Genomic DNA, 20,051 nt, shown 5'->3' with positions numbered 1-20,051 from the left:
GGTCAGGACGCCTGATAAGCCCGGCGCTGACGCAGCCATTCAAGGTCTTCGGGGCGGGTGACCTTGATATTGTCCGCACGCCCTTCGACCAGCCGCGGCGCCTGGCCGGACCATTCCATGGCCGACGCTTCGTCGGTGATCACGGCGTCCGCCACCAGGCTGTCGGCCAAGGCGCGGTGCAAGGCCCCCAGGCGGAACATCTGCGGCGTATAAGCCTGCCAGATCAGGCTACGGTCAACGGTTTCCACCACGCGGCCATGCTTGTCGACGCGCTTGAGCGTGTCGCGAGCCGGCACCGCCAGCAGACCGCCCACCGGGTCATCCGCCAGTTCAGCCAGGAGTTTGTCGAGGTCATCACGGCTCAAGTTAGGCCGCGCCGCGTCATGCACCAGCACCCAGTCATCATCGCTGGCACCCAGGGCATTAAGGTGCAGCAGTGCATTAAGCACCGAGCCCGAGCGTTCCGAGCCACCGTCCGCACGCTGGATGCGCAGGTCTGTGGCGCACGCCAGGGTGGGCCAATAAGGATCATCAACAGCAAGACTGACCACCAAGCCCTTGAGCGAAGGGTGGTCGAGAAAACAGCCGAGGCTGTGTTCGAGAATAGTGCGCCCGCCCAATTGCAGGTATTGCTTGGGACGGTCCGCGGCCATACGGGCACCGACGCCCGCGGCAGGAATCACGGCCCAGAAGGCCGGTAGATCGTTGTTCATTGGGCCAACTGGTAGAGGGTCTCGCCCTCCTTGACCATGCCCAACTCATGGCGAGCCCGCTCTTCAACGGTCTCCGTACCTTTTTTCAGCTCAAGCACTTCGGCGTCCAGGACACGGTTGCGCTCCAGCAGGCGTTCGTTTTCGGCACGCTGGTCGGCAATTTGCTGGGTCAGCTCTTCCACCTGCGCAAAGCTGCCATTACCGACCCATAGGCGGTACTGCAGGCCAGCCAGCAACAAGAGCAAGACGAGGAACAACCAATTGGGACTGCGCATCGAAATCCGGATATCCAGTGAAAAAAGACAGTCATGCAAACCTTTTGCAGCAACTGATAGCACAAAGCCTGGAAAAACCAGGCTTGCGCTTGTCAGTCAGCAGATTAGCGCCGAAATTCACACTTTCGTGAAATTTCTGACGCAACCCGCCGACTTTTTACCATTTACTGCTTAGCCGCGAAACTCGCCGCGACCGTTGTACTTTGCTTTACCTGCCAATTGCTCTTCGATGCGCAGCAATTGGTTGTACTTGGAAACGCGATCGGAACGGCACAGGGAGCCGGTCTTGATCTGGCCCGCCGAAGTGCCCACGGCCAGGTCGGCAATGGTGGAATCTTCGGTTTCGCCGGAGCGGTGGGAGATCACGGCGGTGTAGCCCGCAGCCTTGGCCATCTGGATGGCTTCCAGGGTTTCGGTCAAGGTGCCGATCTGGTTGAACTTGATCAGGATCGAATTGGCGATCTTCTTGTCGATGCCTTCTTTAAGGATCTTGGTGTTGGTCACGAACAGGTCGTCGCCCACCAGCTGGATTTTCTCGCCGATCTTGTCGGTGAGGATTTTCCAGCCATCCCAATCGGACTCGTCCAGGCCGTCTTCGATCGAGATGATCGGGTAGCGCTGGGTCAGGCCCTTCAGGTATTCAGCGAAACCTTCTGAGTTGAACACCTGGCCTTCGCCGGACAGGTTGTACTTGCCATCCTCAAAGAATTCGCTGGCCGCACAGTCCAGGGCCAGGGTCACGTCGGTGCCCAGTTTGTAGCCAGCGTTGGCCACAGCTTCGGAGATCACTTTCAGCGCATCTTCGTTGGACGCCAGGTTAGGTGCGAAACCACCTTCGTCACCCACGGCGGTGCTCAGGCCACGGGCCTTCAGTACAGCCTTGAGGTGATGGAAAATCTCGGTGCCCATGCGCAGGCCTTCGGAGAAGGACTTGGCGCCCACCGGCTGCACCATGAATTCCTGGATGTCGACGTTGTTATCCGCGTGCTCGCCACCGTTGATGATGTTCATCATCGGTACCGGCATCGAGTAGACGCCCGGGGTGCCGTTCAGGTTGGCGATGTGCGCGTACAACGGCAGGTCCTGGTCCTGAGCTGCTGCCTTGGCGGCAGCCAGGGACACGGCGAGGATTGCATTGGCGCCGAGGCTGCCTTTGTTTTCAGTGCCGTCGAGCTTGATCATCGCGTGGTCCAGGGCTTTCTGGTCCAGCGGGTCCTTGCCCAGCAACAGGTCACGAATCGGACCGTTGATGTTGGCTACAGCCTTGAGTACACCCTTGCCCAGGTAACGGCTCTTGTCGCCATCACGCAGTTCCAGCGCTTCGCGCGAACCGGTGGAAGCACCGGACGGCGCGCAGGCGCTGCCGATGATGCCGTTATCGAGAAGCACGTCGGCTTCGACGGTGGGGTTGCCACGGGAGTCGAGAACTTCACGACCTTTGATGTCGACGATTTTTGCCATTGTTGTAAACACTCCAAAGTTGACGAAAACGACGCAGCTGAAGGAAATCTTTTGACCGACCGCAAGGGTGGAACAACGGGGCAGGCTTGCAGACGACAAGGCTCAGGCCCAAGGGCCTGAGCATTTAGCGTGGGAAATTCTACCGGAGAAATGGCAGTTACGCGGTCTCTACCGTCGGAAAACTCTTGACCAGCTCGTCCAACTGCTTGAGTTGGGCCAGGAATGGCTCCAGCTTGTCCAGGCGCAGGGCGCATGGGCCATCACATTTGGCGTTGTCCGGGTCTGGGTGGGCTTCAAGGAACAGGCCTGCCAGGGACTGGCTCATGCCCGCCTTGGCCAGGTCGGTGACCTGGGCACGTCGCCCACCGGCAGAGTCCGAACGACCGCCGGGCATTTGCAGCGCGTGGGTCACGTCGAAGAACACCGGGTATTCGAACTGTTTCATGATGCCGAAACCGAGCATGTCCACCACGAGGTTGTTGTAGCCGAAGCTCGAACCACGCTCGCAGAGGATCAACTGGTCGTTACCCGCTTCCACGCACTTGCTCAGGATGTGTTTCATCTCCTGAGGGGCGAGGAACTGGGCTTTCTTGATGTTGATCACAGCGCCGGTCTTGGCCATGGCCACCACGAGGTCGGTCTGGCGCGACAGGAAGGCCGGCAACTGGATGATGTCGCACACCTCGGCGACCACGGCAGCCTGCTCAGGCTCGTGGACGTCGGTGATGATCGGCACGCCGAAGGCTTGCTTGATGTCCTGGAAGATCCGCATGCCTTCTTCAAGCCCCGGGCCGCGATAGGAGGTCACGGAAGAACGGTTGGCCTTGTCGAAACTGGCCTTGAACACGTATGGGATGCCCAGCTTCTGGGTAACCCGCACGTATTCTTCACAGACCTGCATCGCCATGTCGCGGCTTTCCAGCACGTTCATGCCGCCGAACAGCACCATGGGCTTGTCGTTGGCAATCTCGATATCGCCTACGCGAATGATCTTCTGGGCCATCAGGGTTACGCCTTCTTCTGATGTTGCGTCAGTGCTGCTTTGACGAAACCGCTGAACAACGGGTGACCGTCGCGCGGCGTCGAGGTGAACTCCGGGTGGAACTGGCAGGCCACGAACCACGGATGATCCGGCGCTTCGACCACTTCAACCAGCTTGCCGTCACCGGAGCGACCGGAAATCTTCAGGCCAGCCTCTTTGATCTGCGGCAGCAGATTGTTGTTCACTTCATAGCGGTGACGGTGACGCTCGACGATTACGTCCTTGCCGTAGCAGTCGTGTACCAGCGAGCCGGCTTCCAGCAAGCAGTCCTGCGCACCAAGGCGCATGGTGCCGCCCAGGTCGGACGTTTCGGTACGGGTTTCAACGGCGCCGGTGGCGTCTTCCCACTCGGTGATCAGGCCGACGACCGGGTGGCCGCTGCTGTGATCGAACTCGGTGGAGTTGGCGTCTTTCCAGCCCAGCACGTTACGGGCGAACTCGATAACGGCCACTTGCATGCCCAGGCAGATACCCAGGTAGGGCACCTTGTTCTCGCGAGCGTATTGCACCGCGGTGATCTTGCCTTCCACGCCACGCAGGCCGAAACCGCCCGGCACGAGAATCGCGTCAACGCCTTCGAGCAGCGCAGTGCCCTGGTTCTCGATGTCTTCGGAATCGATGTAGCGCAGGTTGACCTTGGTACGGTTGCTGATGCCGGCGTGGCTCATCGCTTCAATCAGCGACTTGTACGCGTCCAGCAGCTCCATGTACTTGCCGACCATGGCGATGGTGACTTCATGCTCAGGGTTGAGCTTGGCGTCGACCACGGCTTCCCACTCGGACAGGTCCGCGCCATTGCACTGCAGGCCGAAACGCTCGACCACAAAATCATCCAGCCCCTGCGAATGCAGGATGCCCGGGATCTTGTAGATGGTGTCGGCGTCTTCCAGCGCGATCACCGCACGCTCTTCAACGTTGGTGAATTGCGCGATCTTGCGGCGCGAGGAAATGTCGATCGGGTGATCGGAGCGGCACACCAGTACGTCCGGTTGCAGGCCGATGGAACGCAGCTCCTTGACCGAGTGCTGGGTAGGCTTGGTTTTGGTTTCGCCGGCGGTGGCGATGTACGGCACCAGTGTCAGGTGCATCAGCATCGCGCGCTTGGCGCCGACTTCGAAACGCAGCTGGCGGATGGCTTCAAGGAACGGTTGGGATTCGATGTCACCCACGGTGCCACCGATCTCGACCATCGCCACGTCGGCATCGCCTGCACCCTTGATGATGCGGCGCTTGATTTCGTCGGTAATGTGCGGGATCACCTGGATGGTTGCACCCAGGTAGTCACCACGGCGCTCTTTGCGCAGCACGTGCTCGTAGACACGGCCGGTGGTGAAGTTGTTGTTCTGGGTCATGGTCGTGCGGATGAACCGCTCGTAGTGGCCCAGGTCCAGGTCGGTCTCGGCGCCGTCGTGAGTGACGAACACTTCACCGTGCTGGAACGGGCTCATGGTGCCCGGGTCAACGTTGATGTACGGGTCCAGCTTGAGCATGGTGACTTTAAGCCCCCGCGCCTCCAGGATGGCCGCCAATGAAGCGGAGGCAATGCCTTTCCCCAATGAAGAAACAACACCGCCCGTGACGAATATGTAGCGCGTCATGAAAAACCCTAGAAGTCTGCGTTAAAGCGGTCCGAGCCGCCGGGGAAAGCGAAGGAAGGCCGAAGCCCCCGATCACCTGCATTAATCACAGTGCACCTTTCAAAAAAACCGCCGCGTTGTGACAGACCAGCAAGGAAACACCGGTACGTTGATCGCTACACATTTTTTGGAATCGCCCAGCAAAGACTGCTTGGTAATCGGCAACTGCTGCGATTCAGTCGAATCCACAGAAGTTGTATCAAGAAGGGAGCGTAGTCTACCGGAAAGGCGCTATCAGCTCAAACCTTGATCGCAGGTCTGTGGCAACCAATGTAATTGCCAGTCATCCAGCGGGCTGGCCCTCAGCCCCGCAATGGTTGGTACAGCCAGCAATTGCTCGCCCCGATAGACCAGCGGCAATCTGCCACGGACGAAGCCCGGCATACCACTTTCATTCAACAGGCGCTTGAGATCACGCCGGCCTCGACCTGGCACTTCGACGATTTCGCCACCCTGGCGATAACGAATCGACAAGGGTCCCTCGGGAGCCTTGCCGGCAAACATCAGTTGGCCGTTGCCGGGTAACTCTAGTGGATTTCGCGGATCGGGCCAGCTCACTGACACGTCGGAAAATTCCGACCACGTGGAAGGCAGCCACCAAATGCGTTCGCCGCAACGATGAAGCTGACCGTCGGCCAGGCGCCATAACGGCTGTGCGTCCCCCTTGGCATCGCGCAGGGCATACCAACTGGCCCAGTGGTCACTGTCGGGAAGACGAGTCAGGGGATTCAGCCAATGCCGCAGGGCGTTGCGCTGGCGGGCATCGGAAAGATCGCGCAACGGAGCAAGGGTCAAGGAGGGTAAAGGCAACCAGGGAAACGCTGAAGGCTGATCGGCTGCGGTCAGATCCATGTGCGCCAGTTCGTCGAGCAGGCCCTGGGCTTCACTCAGGTGCTCGGCAGTGCGCGCCAGGCTTGATACTGCCTGAGGCCAGCGCTGCGTCAGCGTTGGAAAGACCTGGTGACGCAGGTAATTGCGCGAGAACCGTGGATCGGCGTTCGAAGGGTCTTCAATCCACTTCAATTGGTGTTCGTGGGCGTAGGCTTGCAGTGCTCCGCGGGAAACCGCCAGCAATGGCCGCACCAAGTGCCCCGTCGCCAACGGGCGACGCTCGGGCATTGCCGCCAACCCACGCACTCCGGCTCCGCGTAACAGGCGGAACAGCAGGGTCTCGGCTTGATCGTCGCGATGCTGGGCGGTGAGCAGCACCTCCCCTGCCCCGATCACCTCGGTAAACGCCTGGTAACGTGCGTTACGCGCGGCACGCTCCAGGCTGGCACCGGGTTGCACCTGCACACGCAAGACCTGCAAAGGTATGCCCAGGCTGTCACATAACGCTTGGCAATGACTGGGCCAGGCGTCAGCGGCCGCTTGCAGCCCATGATGGACATGCACAGCGCTGATGGGCGGCAGGGTTTCGGTGTTTGCCAGGGAAGCCAGAAGGTGCAGCAGGACGGTGGAATCGAGGCCACCGGAGAATGCAATGCGCCAGGCCGGAGCATTGCGCCAGGGGGCCAGGGTTTTCAGGAGTCTGGCGGGTAGAGCCGGTTTCATCAGATGTCCCCGCCGCAAATCTGGAATACATAAGCCGAGCATACACAAAGCAAATGTGGGAGGGGGCTTGCTCCCGATTGCTGAGTGTCAGTCACTGCATCTGGTGACTGATCCACCGCTATCGGGAGCAAGCCCCCTCCCACATTGAGTTACGGCGTCGACTTTAGAGACCGTAGCTCATAAGGCGCTCGTAACGACGGGCCAGCAGCGCTTCGTTATCCAGCTTCTTGAGCATCGCCAGTTGCGAGCCCAGTTCAGCACGGATGGTCGCGGCAGCCGCGGCCGGGTCACGGTGGGCGCCGCCCAGTGGCTCGGCGATCACTTTGTCCACGATACCCAGGCCCTTGAGGCGATCGGCGGTGATGCCCATGGCTTCAGCCGCATCCGGCGCCTTCTCTGCGGTTTTCCACAGGATCGAGGCGCAACCTTCCGGCGAAATCACCGCGTAGGTCGAATATTGCAGCATGTTCAACTGGTCGCACACGCCAATGGCCAGCGCACCGCCGGAACCACCTTCACCGATCACGGTGGCGATGATCGGGGTTTTCAGGCGAGCCATGACCCGCAGGTTCCAGGCAATCGCTTCACTCTGGTTGCGCTCTTCGGCGTCGATACCCGGGTATGCGCCCGGAGTGTCGATGAAGGTCAGGATCGGCATCTTGAAGCGCTCGGCCATTTCCATCAGGCGGCAAGCCTTGCGGTAGCCTTCCGGACGCGGCATACCGAAGTTGCGACGGACTTTCTCGCGCACTTCACGACCTTTCTGATGGCCGATCACCATTACCGGCTGGTCGTCCAGGCGAGCGATACCGCCCACAATGGCCGCGTCGTCGGAGAAGTGGCGGTCGCCGTGCAGCTCATCGAACTCGGTGAAGATGTGTTCGATGTAGTCCAGGGTGTACGGACGGCGCGGGTGGCGAGCCAGGCGCGCGATCTGCCAACTGGTCAGCTTGCCGAAGATGTCTTCGGTGAGTGTGCTGCTTTTGTCTTGCAGGCGAGCGATTTCGTCGCCGATATTCAGCGAATTGTCATTGCCGACCAGGCGCAGCTCTTCGATCTTGGCTTGCAGGTCAGCGATCGGCTGTTCGAAATCAAGAAAATTCGGGTTCATAAGCGTCCGTCTTGGGTCGACGGCCAAGGAGTGCCTGGCCAGCCGGTTGTCTATTCGCGCCCTACCTTAAGGGAGAGGCGCGTTTAGGTCGAGATTAAATGTTCAGCCGAGGTCAGGGGTACTGACCGTCAACGGTATTGGAGGAAGACGTTGTCTCGCCCGAACTGGTCACGCAAAGCTTGAATCAAGCCATCAGCCGGATCAATCCGCCACGTCTCACCAAACTGCAACATGGCCTTGGCGTCGCTGCCGGTGTACTCCATGGTTACCGGGCACGCGCCGCGGTGGCGCTTGAGCAGGTCACCCAACCAGCGTAGCTGATCGCCCTTGAGCGCTTCGGTCTTGACCTTCAAGCGCAGGCTTTCGGCCAGGTTGGTGCGCGCATCTTCCATGCTCATCACCCGTTTGATACGCAGGCGCAGGCCACCGGAGAAGTCATCATTGCTGACCTCCCCTTCCACCACCACCATGGCGTCGGTCTGCAAAAGCGACTGGGCGGAGTGGAACGCGTCGGCAAACAGTGACGCTTCGATCCGGCCCGAGCGGTCATCCAGGGTGATGAAGCCCATTTTGTCGCCCTTTTTATTTTTCATCACCCGCAGGGCGATGATCATGCCGGCGACGGTCTGGGTATCCCGCGCGGGCTTGAGGTCGATAATGCGCTGGCGGGCGAAACGGCGGATTTCGCCTTCGTACTCGTCAATCGGGTGGCCGGTGAGGTACAGGCCCAAGGTGTCTTTCTCACCTTTGAGGCGTTCCTTGAGGGTCAGCTCCTTGGCCTTGCGATGATTGGCGTAGACATCCGCATCCTCTTCGACGAACAGCCCGCCAAACAGGTCGGCGTGGCCGCTGTCATGGGTGCGGGCAGTCTGTTCGGCAGCCTTGATCGCCTCTTCCATGGCGGTAAGCAGCACCGCACGGTTACGGTCGATATTGGCCTGGTAAGCCTTCGGCTCATCATGGAAATACGGGCCGAGACGGTCGAGCGCGCCGCTGCGGATCAAGCCATCAAGGGTACGTTTGTTGATGCGCTTGAGGTCAACACGCGCGCAGAAGTCGAACAGGTCCTTGAATGGCCCATCCTGACGCGCTTCGGTGATGGCCTCCACCGGGCCTTCGCCCACGCCCTTGATCGCGCCGAGGCCATAGATGATGCGACCTTCGTCATTCACCGTGAACTTGAACTCAGAGGCGTTCACGTCCGGCGCATCCAGGCGCAGCTTCATGGTGCGCACTTCCTCGATCAAGGTCACGACCTTGTCGGTGTTGTGCATATCGGCCGACAGTACCGCAGCCATGAACGGCGCCGGGTAGTGGGCTTTCAGCCAGGCGGTCTGGTACGACACCAGGCCATAGGCGGCGGAGTGGGATTTGTTGAAACCATAACCGGCGAATTTTTCTACCAGGTCGAAGATGTTACCGGCCAGGTCGGCGTCGATGTTGTTGGTGGCGCAACCTTCAATGAAACCGCCGCGCTGCTTGGCCATTTCCTCGGGTTTCTTTTTACCCATTGCGCGACGCAGCATGTCCGCACCACCGAGGGTGTAGCCGGCCATTACCTGGGCGATCTGCATCACCTGTTCCTGATACAGGATGATGCCGTACGTCGGCGCCAATACAGGCTTGAGGCCTTCGTATTGATAGTCGGAGTGCGGGTAAGCCAGCTCGGCGCGACCGTGCTTGCGGTTGATGAAGTCATCCACCATGCCCGATTGCAGCGGGCCCGGACGGAACAGCGCCACCAGTGCGATCAAGTCTTCCAGGCAGTCGGGCTTGAGCTTTTTGATCAGCTCTTTCATGCCCCGGGATTCAAGCTGGAACACCGCCGTGGTTTCGGCCTTTTGCAGCAGGCTGTAGGTCGGTTTGTCGTCCAGCGGGATAAACGCGATATCCAGCGGTTCTTCGCCGACCTTGGCGCGGTCGCGGTTGATGGTCTTGAGTGCCCAGTCGATGATCGTCAGGGTACGCAGGCCGAGGAAGTCGAACTTCACCAGACCGGCCGCCTCCACGTCATCCTTGTCGAACTGGGTGACCAGGCCGTCGCCTTCTTCATCGCAGTAGATCGGTGAAAAGTCGGTGAGCTTGGTCGGCGCGATGACCACACCACCGGCGTGTTTACCGACGTTACGCACCACGCCTTCGAGCTTGCGCGCCATGTCCCAGATTTCGGCGGCTTCTTCATCGACCTTGATAAAGTCGCGCAGGATTTCTTCCTGCTCGTAGGCTTTTTCCAGGGTCATGCCGACTTCGAACGGGATCATCTTCGACAGGCGGTCGGCCAGGCCGTAGGACTTGCCCTGCACCCGCGCCACGTCGCGAATTACCGCTTTCGCCGCCATGGAACCGAAGGTGATGATCTGACTTACCGCGTTGCGGCCGTATTTCTCGGCCACGTATTCAATCACGCGGTCACGACCATCCATGCAGAAGTCGACGTCGAAGTCGGGCATCGACACCCGTTCCGGGTTCAGGAACCGTTCGAACAGCAGGTCATATTCCAGCGGGTCAAGGTCGGTAATCTTCTGAACATAGGCCACCAGCGAGCCAGCACCTGACCCCCGACCGGGACCTACCGGTACGCCGTTGTTTTTGGCCCACTGGATAAAGTCCATTACGATCAGGAAGTAGCCGGGGAATCCCATCTGGATGATGATATCCAGCTCGAAATTCAGCCGATCAACGTAGACCTGGCGCTTGGCTTCGTAGTCTTCAGTGGTGTCCTTGGGCAGCAGAACGCTAAGGCGTTCTTCCAGGCCATCGAACGACACTTTGCGAAAGTATTCGTCGATGGTCATGCCATCGGGTATCGGGAAGTTGGGCAAAAAGTGCTTGCCCAGTTTCACTTCGATGTTGCAGCGCTTGGCGATCTCGACGGAGTTTTCCAGGGCCTCGGGCAAATCGCTGAACAGTTGCGCCATTTCATCGGCGCTTTTGAGGTATTGCTCTTCGCTGTAATTCTTCGAGCGGCGCGGGTCATCCAGGGCCCGGCCTTCGCCGATGCACACGCGGGTTTCATGGGCCTCGAAATCTTCTTTCTTGATAAACCGCACATCGTTGGTCGCTACCAGCGGCGCACCCAGCTTATCGGCCAGGGCTACGGCAGCATGCAGATGTTCTTCATCGTTGGGGCGGTTGGTACGCTGGACTTCCAGGTAGAAACGGTCCGGGAATACCTGCATCCACTCACGCGCCAGTACCTCGGCTTCCTGGGGATTACCGCCCAGCAACGCGATACCGATCTCGCCCTCTTTAGCCGCCGAGAGCATGATCAGGCCTTCGCTGGCTTCGGCCACCCACTCGCGCTCGATGATGATCGAGCCGTTGCGCTGGCCGTCGATAAAGCCACGGGAAATCAGCTCGGTGAGATTGCGATAACCCACGCCGTTCATCGCCAGCAGGCTGATGCGGCTCAGTGGGTTATCCGGGTCCTTGTTGGACAGCCACAGGTCGGCGCCACAGATCGGTTTGATGCCGGCGCCCATGGCGTTCTTGTAGAACTTGACCAGGGAACACATGTTGTTCTGATCGGTTACCGCCACCGCAGGCATATTCATGCCCACCAGGGTTTTGACCAGTGGTTTGATCCGTACCAGGCCGTCGACCAGGGAGTACTCAGTGTGCAGGCGCAGGTGAACGAATGAAGCCGGCATAGTGATCCTGTCTTGATACATGAAAACAACAAGGCCCGGATTGTACCGGGCCTTGGTAAAAACATCAGCCTTGCTGCTAAACCTCGATCAGACTTTCGCGGGCCTCATAAGCCAGGCGTACCGGGGCAAACGAGCGGCGATGGATCGGGGTCGGGCCCAGCCGAGCCAGGGCTTCCAGATGAACGGGCGTCGGGTAGCCTTTATGGCCGCCAATCCCGTAGCCGGGGTAGATCAGTTCGAACGCAGCCATTTCACGGTCACGGCTGACCTTGGCCAGGATCGAGGCGGCGGCAATGGCTGGAACCTTGCTATCGCCCTTGACCACCGCTTCCGACGGCATCGCAAGCTTCGGGCAACGGTTGCCATCGATCATCGCCATTTTCGGGGTGATATGCAGCCCTTCAACAGCACGCTGCATGGCTAACATGGTTGCATGGAGGATATTAAGTTTGTCGATTTCCTCGACTTCAGCGCGAGCGATATGCCAACTCAGGGCCTTTTCACAGATCTCGTCATAGAGCTTTTCGCGACGGGCCTCGGTAAGCTTTTTCGAATCATTGAGGCCCAGGATCGGGCGGTTCGGATCTAGGATTACCGCCGCCGTGACCACTGCGCCACACAGCGGGCCGCGTCCTACTTCGTCAACACCGGCCACCAGTTCGTGAGCTTGGGCAACCAGGCTGAAATCCAGCCCCATTTGCGTGGTCATAAGGCTTCCTGTTTATGGCCGATCAAGGTCAGCACGGCGTCGGCCGCCTGGTTCGAGGCATCACGACGCAACGTGCGATGAATGTCGTCGAAACCACGGGTCTGCTCTTCGCCGCCGTCAATCAAGGGCAGTAGGGTCTGCGCAAGCGCTTCAGGCGTTGCATCGTCCTGCAACAACTCTGGCACCAGCAGGCGCTGGGCCAGCAGGTTGGGCAGGGAGATATAAGGGCTCTTGACCATGCGCTTGAGAATCCAGAAGGTCAGCGGCGCCAGGCGATAGGCTACAACCATTGGCCGCTTGTACAGCAAGGCTTCAAGGGTGGCAGTGCCCGACGCAATCAACACCGCATCGCAGGCTGCCAGAGCCAGATGGGACTGGCCGTCAAGCAGGGTCAGCGGCAGGTTGCGACCTTCCAGCAGGGTCTCGATCTGTGCGCGGCGTTGCGGGCTGGCACACGGCAGCACGAAGCGAACCCCCGGTTTTTGTGCCTGCAGACGTTCGGCAGCATCAAAAAACAGCGCGCCCAGGCGCCCTACCTCACCGCCACGACTGCCCGGCATCAACGCCACCAAGGGGCCGTCGGGCAAGCCCAGTTCGGCACGCGCGGCAGCACGATCGGCTTGCAACGGAATGGCATCGGCCAGGGTATGGCCGACAAACCGCACCGGTACGCCCTTCTCTTCGTAGAACCTGGCTTCGAACGGCAACAGGGTCAACATCAGGTCGCAGCCTTCGCGGATCTTCAACACGCGCTTCTGCCGCCACGCCCATACGGATGGGCTGACGTAGTGCACGGTCTTGATCCCGGCCTGACGCAATTTGAGTTCGATATTGAGCGTGAAATCCGGTGCATCGATGCCGATAAAGACGTCAGGCTTTTCATCGATCAGCGTCTTGATCAACAGCTTGCGGCGAGCGAGCAGCTCACGCAGGCGTCCCAACACCTCCACCAACCCCATGACCGACAGCCGCTCCATGGGGAAGTAGGAGGCAAGCCCTTCGGCCTGCATCAGCGGCCCACCCACGCCAATAAACTCCACCGCAGGATGCTGGGCCTTGAGGGCTCGCATCAGGCCAGCACCCAGAATATCGCCGGACGCTTCACCGGCCACCAGCGCAATACGCAAATTGGCCATGATCAGCGTGTGATGCCGCGAGTCGACGCCTGGATCGAGTCACGGAACACCGCGACTTCCGGAAACAGGCTTGCCGGCTCGGTCAGTTCGGTCAGCGCCTGCTCAACCGTCAGCCCCTGACGGTAAACCGTCTTGTAGGCACGGCGTAGAGCGTGGATCGCCTCTTCGCTGAAACCGCGGCGGCGCATGCCTTCGAAGTTCATGCTGCGAGCCTCGGCAGGGTTGCCGAACACCGTCACGAATGCAGGGACATCCTTGCCAATGGCGGTACCCATGCCGGAAAAGCTGTGGGCACCGATATGGCAGTACTGATGCACCAGGGTGAAACCGGACAGGATTGCCCAGTCGTCAACGTGCACATGGCCTGCCAACGCAGTGTTGTTGACCAGGATGCAATGGTTGCCGATCACGCTGTCATGGCCGATGTGCGCATAGGCCATGACCAGGTTGTGATCACCCAAAGTGGTTTCAGCGCGATCCTGTACGGTGCCGCGGTGAATGGTGACGCCTTCACGGATGATGTTGTGGTCACCGATTACCAGGCGTGTTTCTTCACCCTTGTACTTCATGTCCGGGGTGTCTTCGCCTACCGAGGAAAACTGGTAGATACGATTGTGTTTGCCAATACGGGTCGGACCTTTAAGGATCACGTGTGGCCCGATGACAGTCCCCTCGCCGATTTCCACACCTGCGCCGACGATCGACCAAGGGCCGACCTCAACGTCGGCGGCCAGTACGGCCGACGGATCGATGATTGCGCGAGGGTCAATCAAACTCATAGTTTGCGTTCCGCACAGATGATCTCGGCAGAGCACACCGGCTTGCCATCTACCGAGGCCTGGCATTCGAACTTCCAGATCTGGCGCTTGCAGCTGATGAACCTGGCTTCCAGGATCAACTGGTCACCCGGGGTGACCGGGTTGCGAAAACGCAGCTTGTCGGAGCCCACGAAATAGTAAAGCGTGCCGTCGGCAGGCTTGAGGTCGAGCATTTTGAAACCAAGGATACCGGCAGCCTGGGCCATCGCTTCGATGATCAACACGCCCGGCATGATGGGATGCGCTGGGAAGTGACCGTTGAAGAATGGTTCGTTGATGCTGACATTCTTGTAGGCACGAATGCGCTTTTCCTCGACATTGAGGTCCACTACGCGGTCCACCAGCAGGAACGGGTAACGGTGAGGCAGGTATTCGCGAATCTCGTTGATGTCCATCATTTCGGGGGGAAGCCTGTAATAAAGATTGGGGGCGGGCGAACTAAGCGCACGCCCCGCTAGCAAATCAAGGAGGCAGTCTAGCGGCTGTGCACACTTGATATGGAAATGGTATCAGCCTTCAGATGAAGCATTACCGCCAGGGGTCACGTCCCCAACACGCTTTTCCAGCTGTTTGATACGTCGTGCCATGTCGTCGATCTTCCTCAAACGCGCCGCACTCTTGCGCCATTCAGCCGCAGGTTGCATGGCGGTACCGGAAGAATAGGCCCCCGGCTCGGTAATCGAGTGAGTCACCATGGTCATGCCGGTGATAAAGACGTTGTCGCAAATATCGATATGCCCCACCAGCCCGACGCCGCCGGCGAGCATGCAATGCTTGCCGATTTTGGTGCTGCCGGAAATACCCACGCACGCAGCCATGGCGGTGTGATCGCCAATCTGTACGTTGTGGGCGATCTGGATCTGGTTGTCGAGCTTCACGCCGTTACCGATCACCGTATCGGCCAAAGCCCCACGATCCACCGCAGTGTTTACACCGATCTCCACATCGTCGCCGATCAATACGCCGCCGACCTGGGCAATCTTGTGCCAGACACCTTTGGCGTTGGCAAAGCCAAAGCCTTCGCCGCCGATAACAGCGCCGGACTGAATGACCACACGCTGACCAATACGCACATCGTGGTAGAGGGTTACACGTGGGGCCAGCCAACCATTGGCACCGATTTCACAGCGTGCGCCGATAAAGCAGTGGGCGCCCACGGTGACACCTGCACCAATACGCGCCCCGCTCTCGATCACTGCAAACGCACCGATGCTGGCCGCAGGGTCAACCTGGGCATCATCGGCAATTACCGCAGATGGGTGAATGCCACCGGCCGCTTTCGGCTTGGGATCGAACAGGTGTGACGCCTTGGCGTACGACAGGTACGGGTCGGCCACCACCAGCGCATCCCCGATAAACCCTTCAGCGTCAGCGGCCTTCAGCAACACGGCTGCGGCCTGGCAATCAACCAGGTATTTACGGTATTGGGGATTTGCGAGGAAGCTCAACTGAGCTGGGCCAGCCTCCTGCAAGGTGGCTAGCCCAGTAATTTCTTTCTCCGGGGAGCCACGCAAGGTGGCTCCCAGGAACTCGGCCAACTCGCCGAGTTTGATAGTCGCGGTCATGGCTTACTTCAGCTGGTTCATGCGCTCGATCACCTGACGGGTGATGTCGTATTGAGGCTTGACGTCAATCACGGCGCCGCGCTCGAACACCAGGTCAAAGGCACCCTTCTTGATGACTTCTTCCACGGCGCTGTCGAGCTTGGGCTTGAGCTGCTTGAGCATTTCACGGTCGGCAACAGCCTTGGCTTCGTTCAGCTCCTTGGACTGGAACTGGTAGTCACGGGCCTTTTGCTTGAATTCAAGCTCCAGACGCTCGCGCTCGCCTTGCTGCATCTTGTCGCCACCGGCTACCAGACGATCCTGGATGCCCTTGGCGCTGCTTTCCAAGGTTTTGAGCTTGGTCAGCTGCGGACCGAATTTTTTCTCGGCATCCACGGCGTACTTCTTGGCCGCGTCGGATTCCAGCAGAGCCATCTGATAGTTCAGGACGGCGATTTTCATTTCGGCGAAGGCCGGGGTGGTTACCAGCACAGTGGCCAGCAGGACCAATTGAGTCAACTTACGCACGATGTACTCCTACAGAATCCGTTGTCGTTATCTTGGGTCAGACGCTTAGAACGTCTGGCCGAGGGAGAATTGGAAAATCTGGGTTTCAGCGTTATCCGGTTTCTTGATCGGCATGGCCAGAGCAAAGCTCAACGGGCCCAGCGCAGTCACCCAGGTCACACCCACACCCACGGAGCTCGCCAGGTTGCTGAGGCTCACGTCGTTGCACTGGGTGTTGGACTTCAGACCGCTTGGGTTCTTGATCTGCTCGCACTTGGAGTCGAACACGTTACCCACGTCCCAGAAGACCGAAGTCCGCAGGGAACGCTGGTCCTTGACGAACGGCAGCGGGAACAGGATTTCGGCACCACCCTGGATCAGCACGTTACCACCGAACGGCAGCGGGTCGTTGTCATCATCGCGGCGAGTACCGACGTTACCGGTTTGGTCAACACCGCGGCTTGGGGTACCACGAGGCCCCAAAGTGCTGTCCTTGAAGCCACGCACCGAGTTGAAACCACCTGCGTAGTAGTTCTCGTAGAACGGCAAGCCATCGGTCGAACCATAACCGTCGCCATAGCCCAGCTCTGTGTGCAGGCGCATGGTGTAGTTATCGCTCAACGGCTGGAACAACTGGCCGCGGTAATCGAGTTTGAAGAACGACAGGTCGCTGCCCGGTGTGGTGACTTCCGCAGTCAGGCTCTGGGAATGACCACGGGTTGCCAGGACACCTTTGTTCAGGGTCGACTCGGACCAGCCGGCAGATGCCTTGAAGTTCAGGAACTTGTCACCTTCACGACGAGTGAAGTCGAAGATCTCGTCCACGGTATATACACCGGTCTTGATCTCGTCCTGTTGCGCGGTGATGCCAAAGGTCAGGCGCGAGGTTTCGCTGATCGGGTAACCGATGTTTGCGCCCACACCCAGGCTGTCGATCGCATAGCTTGCAACGTCGACGTCGAGGTCTTTGTAGTCGGTGGTGCGGTAGAAGGCGTTATAGCCCAGGCTCACACCGTCAGCTGTCCAGTAGGGGTCGACATAACCGAAGTTATAGCGGCTCTGGTATTCGCTTCGGGTCAGGCCGATGGAAACCTTGTTACCGGTACCGAGGAAGTTGTTCTGGGTGATCGAGCCACCCAGGATCAGGCCGGCGCTCTGTGCGAAACCGACGCTGGCGGTGATCGAGCCCGAAGCTTGCTCTTCAACGGCGTAGTTCACGTCAACCTGGTCATCCACACCCGGTACGGCCGGGGTTTCGACGTTGACTTCCTTGAAGAAGCCCAGACGCTCAAGACGGGTCTTGGACTGGTCGATCAGGTAGGTCGAAGCCCAGCCACCTTCCATCTGACGCATTTCACGACGCAGCACTTCGTCCGCAGACTTGGTGTTGCCACGGAAGTTGATGCGGTTTACGTAGGCGCGCTTGCCAGGATCGACGACGAAGGTGATGTCTACCGTGTGATCTTCATCATTCGGGGTCGGCACGCCGTTGACGTTGGCGAAGGTATAGCCTTCGTTACCCAGGCGGCGAGTGATCAGTTCGGAGGTAGTGGTCATCAGCTTGCGCGAGAACACCTGATCCTTCTGCACCAGCAGCAGGGACTTGACCTGGTCCTCAGGGACTTTCAGGTCGCCGCTGAGCTTGACGTCACGAACCTTGTACTTCTCGCCTTCGTTGACGTTCACGGTGATATAGACGTGCTTCTTGTCCGGGGTGATGGACACCTGGGTCGAAGCGATGTCCATGTTGATGTAGCCACGGTCCAGGTAGTAGGAGCGCAGGCGTTCAAGGTCACCGGAAAGTTTTTCACGGGCGTATTTGTCATCGTTCTTGAAGAACGACAGCCAGTTGGTGGTCTTGAGCTCGAACAGGTCGATCAGGTCGTCATCAGCGAATTTGGTGTTGCCCACCACGTTGATGTGCTGAATGGCCGCGACGGTACCTTCGTTGATGTTGACCTTGAGGCCCACACGGTTACGAGGCTGCGGGATCACTTCGGTTTCCACGGTCGCGGAGTAGCGGCCCTGGGCAACGTACTGGCGTTGCAGTTCGTTACGCACACCCTCAAGGGTCGCGCGCTGGAAGATCTCGCCTTCGGCCAGGCCGGATTGCTTCAGGCCCTTCATCAGGTCTTCAGTGGAGATGGCCTTGTTACCTTCGATCGCGATACTCGCAACGGAAGGTCGTTCGACGACCGTGATGACCAGGACGTTGCCTTCGCGACCCAGTTGGATATCTTGAAAGAACCCGGTTTTGAACAGCGCACGAGTGGATTCCACCAGGCGACGATCATCCGCCTGTTCCCCGACGTTCAACGGCAAGGCACCAAAGACGCTACCCGCGGAAACCCGCTGGAGGCCGTTGACGCGAATATCGGAGATGGTGAAGGACTCGGCGTGAACTTCGGCGATCATCAATACGGTGAGAACCGCAGTTAGCAGCAGACGTTTCATGAAGTCCTTTCTTATTCCAACTGGCAATAAACAAACTGCCGCAAAATGCGGCAGATTCGCAATTCAGCGAAGCGTTACAGTCGTCCCAGATCGTTGACCAGAGCTAACAACATCACCCCGACCACCAAACTGATACCGATCTGTATCCCCCAACCCTGCACCCGATCCGACAAGGGGCGACCACGCACCCACTCGACCAGATAAAACAGCAGATGCCCCCCATCCAATACTGGAATGGGCAGCAAATTCAGAACCCCAAGGCTAATACTCAGATAAGCCAGGAAATTCAGGAAATCCGCAACACCCGACTGGGCAGAAGCGCCCGCCACTTTAGCAATGGTTATCGGTCCACTCAAGTTTTTTACCGAGAGCTCACCGAACAACATTTTCTTGAGGGATTCGAGGGTCAGTACGCTCATGGTCCAGGTGCGTTTCGCACCCTCGCCAATCGCGGCCAAAGGCCCGAAGCTGACCTCTCGAACCATCGATGGCGGCCATTCGACACCTTTGACCCCGGCACCCAGGTAACCCCCGGCCGCCTTGGCCTCCCCGCGAACCGACAAGGTCACGGGAACGTCGATTTGAGCACCCTCGCGCTCAACTTTCAGCACAATTCTGGTATCAGGACGCACACGTACCAGGTCGACCACTTGCTGCCAGTCACCCAGCGCCTGGCCATCGAGGGCCAGCAGGCGATCACCGGTTTTCAGGCCTGCGGCCTGGGCCGGACCTTTCGGATCCAGCTCAGCCAGTACCGGCGGCAAGGCCGGACGCCAAGGACGAATCCCCAGGGATTTGATCGGATCAGGCTCATCGGCGCCCTTGAGCCAGTGGTCCAGAGCCAACGCCCGCGGGGTTTCGGCACTGGAATCCTGGTCACGCACCACCACATTGACGGTGCCACTTTCACCCAGGCGGCGCACCAACTGCAAATTGACCGCGCCCCAACCGGTGGTCGGCTCGCCATCAATGGAAACAATTTCCTGCCCTGCCACCAAGCCGGCCCTGGACGCGATGCTGTCCGCCTCGACTGCACCGATGACCGGGCGCACCTGCTGGCTGCCCATCATGGCCAGAACCCAGAAGAACACCATTGCCAACAGGAAGTTGGCGATCGGGCCCGCTGCAACAATTGCGATACGCTGACGAACGGTCTTGCGATTGAAAGACTGATCCAATTGATCAGCCGGCACTTCACCTTCGCGCTCATCGAGCATCTTGACGTAGCCACCCAACGGGATAGCGGCAATCACGAACTCGGTGCCACGACGATCATGCCAGCGCAACAATGGCATGCCGAAACCAACGGAAAAGCGCAATACCTTGACGCCGCAACGACGCGCCACCCAGAAGTGGCCGAATTCGTGGAAGGTAACCAGCACACCCAGAGCAACCAGGGTGCCGACAATCATGTAGAGCGCACTCATCTAATTTCTCCGC

16 protein-coding genes are annotated in these 20,051 nt (G+C 59.1%); all 16 read right to left on the bottom strand.

The genetic code is table 11. The annotated features are described in order from the left end of the window. Nucleotides 1-2: 2 nt before the first annotated feature. Complete coding sequence (gene ispD, locus FW800_RS00445) at nucleotides 3-713, bottom strand: 2-C-methyl-D-erythritol 4-phosphate cytidylyltransferase (protein ID WP_446436754.1); 711 nt, start codon at nucleotides 711-713, stop codon at nucleotides 3-5. After that, nucleotides 710-988, bottom strand: coding sequence for a cell division protein FtsB (gene ftsB / locus FW800_RS00440; protein WP_003189195.1), 279 nt, complete (start codon nucleotides 986-988; stop codon nucleotides 710-712). The genes ispD and ftsB overlap by 4 nt, the downstream gene beginning before the upstream one ends. A gap of 171 nt (nucleotides 989-1,159) precedes the next feature. Continuing rightward, nucleotides 1,160-2,449, bottom strand: a complete 1,290-nt coding sequence (gene eno, locus FW800_RS00435; RefSeq protein ID WP_032877366.1) for a phosphopyruvate hydratase — start codon at nucleotides 2,447-2,449, stop codon at nucleotides 1,160-1,162. A gap of 157 nt (nucleotides 2,450-2,606) precedes the next feature. Next, nucleotides 2,607-3,452, bottom strand: coding sequence for a 3-deoxy-8-phosphooctulonate synthase (gene kdsA / locus FW800_RS00430; protein ID WP_003189190.1), 846 nt, complete (start codon nucleotides 3,450-3,452; stop codon nucleotides 2,607-2,609). 5 nt (nucleotides 3,453-3,457) lie between these two features. Continuing rightward, entirely contained in the window at nucleotides 3,458-5,089 is a 1,632-nt protein-coding gene (locus FW800_RS00425) for a CTP synthase (RefSeq protein WP_005785740.1), read from the bottom strand. 273 nt (nucleotides 5,090-5,362) lie between these two features. After that, entirely contained in the window at nucleotides 5,363-6,682 is a 1,320-nt protein-coding gene (gene tilS, locus FW800_RS00420) for a tRNA lysidine(34) synthetase TilS (protein ID WP_446436753.1), read from the bottom strand. Nucleotides 6,683-6,845: 163 nt separating this feature from the next. Further along, on the bottom strand, nucleotides 6,846-7,793 hold the full coding sequence (locus FW800_RS00415) for an acetyl-CoA carboxylase carboxyltransferase subunit alpha (protein ID WP_003189182.1): 948 nt from the start codon (nucleotides 7,791-7,793) through the stop codon (nucleotides 6,846-6,848). 128 nt (nucleotides 7,794-7,921) lie between these two features. Beyond that, complete coding sequence (gene dnaE, locus FW800_RS00410; protein WP_032877369.1) at nucleotides 7,922-11,443, bottom strand: DNA polymerase III subunit alpha; 3,522 nt, start codon at nucleotides 11,441-11,443, stop codon at nucleotides 7,922-7,924. A 76-nt stretch (nucleotides 11,444-11,519) separates the two neighbouring features. Then, a complete protein-coding gene (gene rnhB / locus FW800_RS00405) occupies nucleotides 11,520-12,152 on the bottom strand; it encodes a ribonuclease HII (RefSeq protein WP_032877370.1) in 633 nt (210 codons plus the stop codon). Continuing rightward, nucleotides 12,149-13,288, bottom strand: coding sequence for a lipid-A-disaccharide synthase (gene lpxB, locus FW800_RS00400; protein ID WP_032877371.1), 1,140 nt, complete (start codon nucleotides 13,286-13,288; stop codon nucleotides 12,149-12,151). The genes rnhB and lpxB overlap by 4 nt, the downstream gene beginning before the upstream one ends. Nucleotides 13,289-13,290: 2 nt before the next feature. Beyond that, nucleotides 13,291-14,067, bottom strand: a complete 777-nt coding sequence (gene lpxA, locus FW800_RS00395; RefSeq protein WP_228309471.1) for an acyl-ACP--UDP-N-acetylglucosamine O-acyltransferase — start codon at nucleotides 14,065-14,067, stop codon at nucleotides 13,291-13,293. Beyond that, the gene (fabZ, locus tag FW800_RS00390; protein ID WP_005785726.1) at nucleotides 14,064-14,504 is read right to left on the bottom strand and encodes a 3-hydroxyacyl-ACP dehydratase FabZ; all 441 of its coding nucleotides are present in this window, start codon (nucleotides 14,502-14,504) and stop codon (nucleotides 14,064-14,066) included. Before fabZ ends, lpxA begins: the two co-directional genes overlap by 4 nt. A 111-nt stretch (nucleotides 14,505-14,615) precedes the next feature. After that, a complete protein-coding gene (gene lpxD / locus FW800_RS00385) occupies nucleotides 14,616-15,671 on the bottom strand; it encodes a UDP-3-O-(3-hydroxymyristoyl)glucosamine N-acyltransferase (protein ID WP_005785724.1) in 1,056 nt (351 codons plus the stop codon). Nucleotides 15,672-15,674: 3 nt separating this feature from the next. Further along, nucleotides 15,675-16,178 carry an OmpH family outer membrane protein gene (locus FW800_RS00380; RefSeq protein ID WP_003172279.1) on the bottom strand — a complete coding sequence of 168 codons (504 nt, stop codon included), beginning with the start codon at nucleotides 16,176-16,178 and terminating at the stop codon, nucleotides 15,675-15,677. Between the two features lie 45 nt (nucleotides 16,179-16,223). Continuing rightward, entirely contained in the window at nucleotides 16,224-18,611 is a 2,388-nt protein-coding gene (gene bamA / locus FW800_RS00375; protein WP_078820469.1) for an outer membrane protein assembly factor BamA, read from the bottom strand. 74 nt (nucleotides 18,612-18,685) lie between these two features. Next, nucleotides 18,686-20,038, bottom strand: a complete 1,353-nt coding sequence (rseP, locus tag FW800_RS00370) for a sigma E protease regulator RseP (RefSeq protein WP_103733453.1) — start codon at nucleotides 20,036-20,038, stop codon at nucleotides 18,686-18,688. Nucleotides 20,039-20,051: the final 13 nt, after the last annotated feature.

The sequence above is a fragment of the Pseudomonas sp. 910_23 genome (assembly GCF_052850795.1).
The sequence above is the reverse complement of the archived record's forward strand: the minus strand, read 5'-3'. Positions and strand labels throughout refer to the sequence as shown.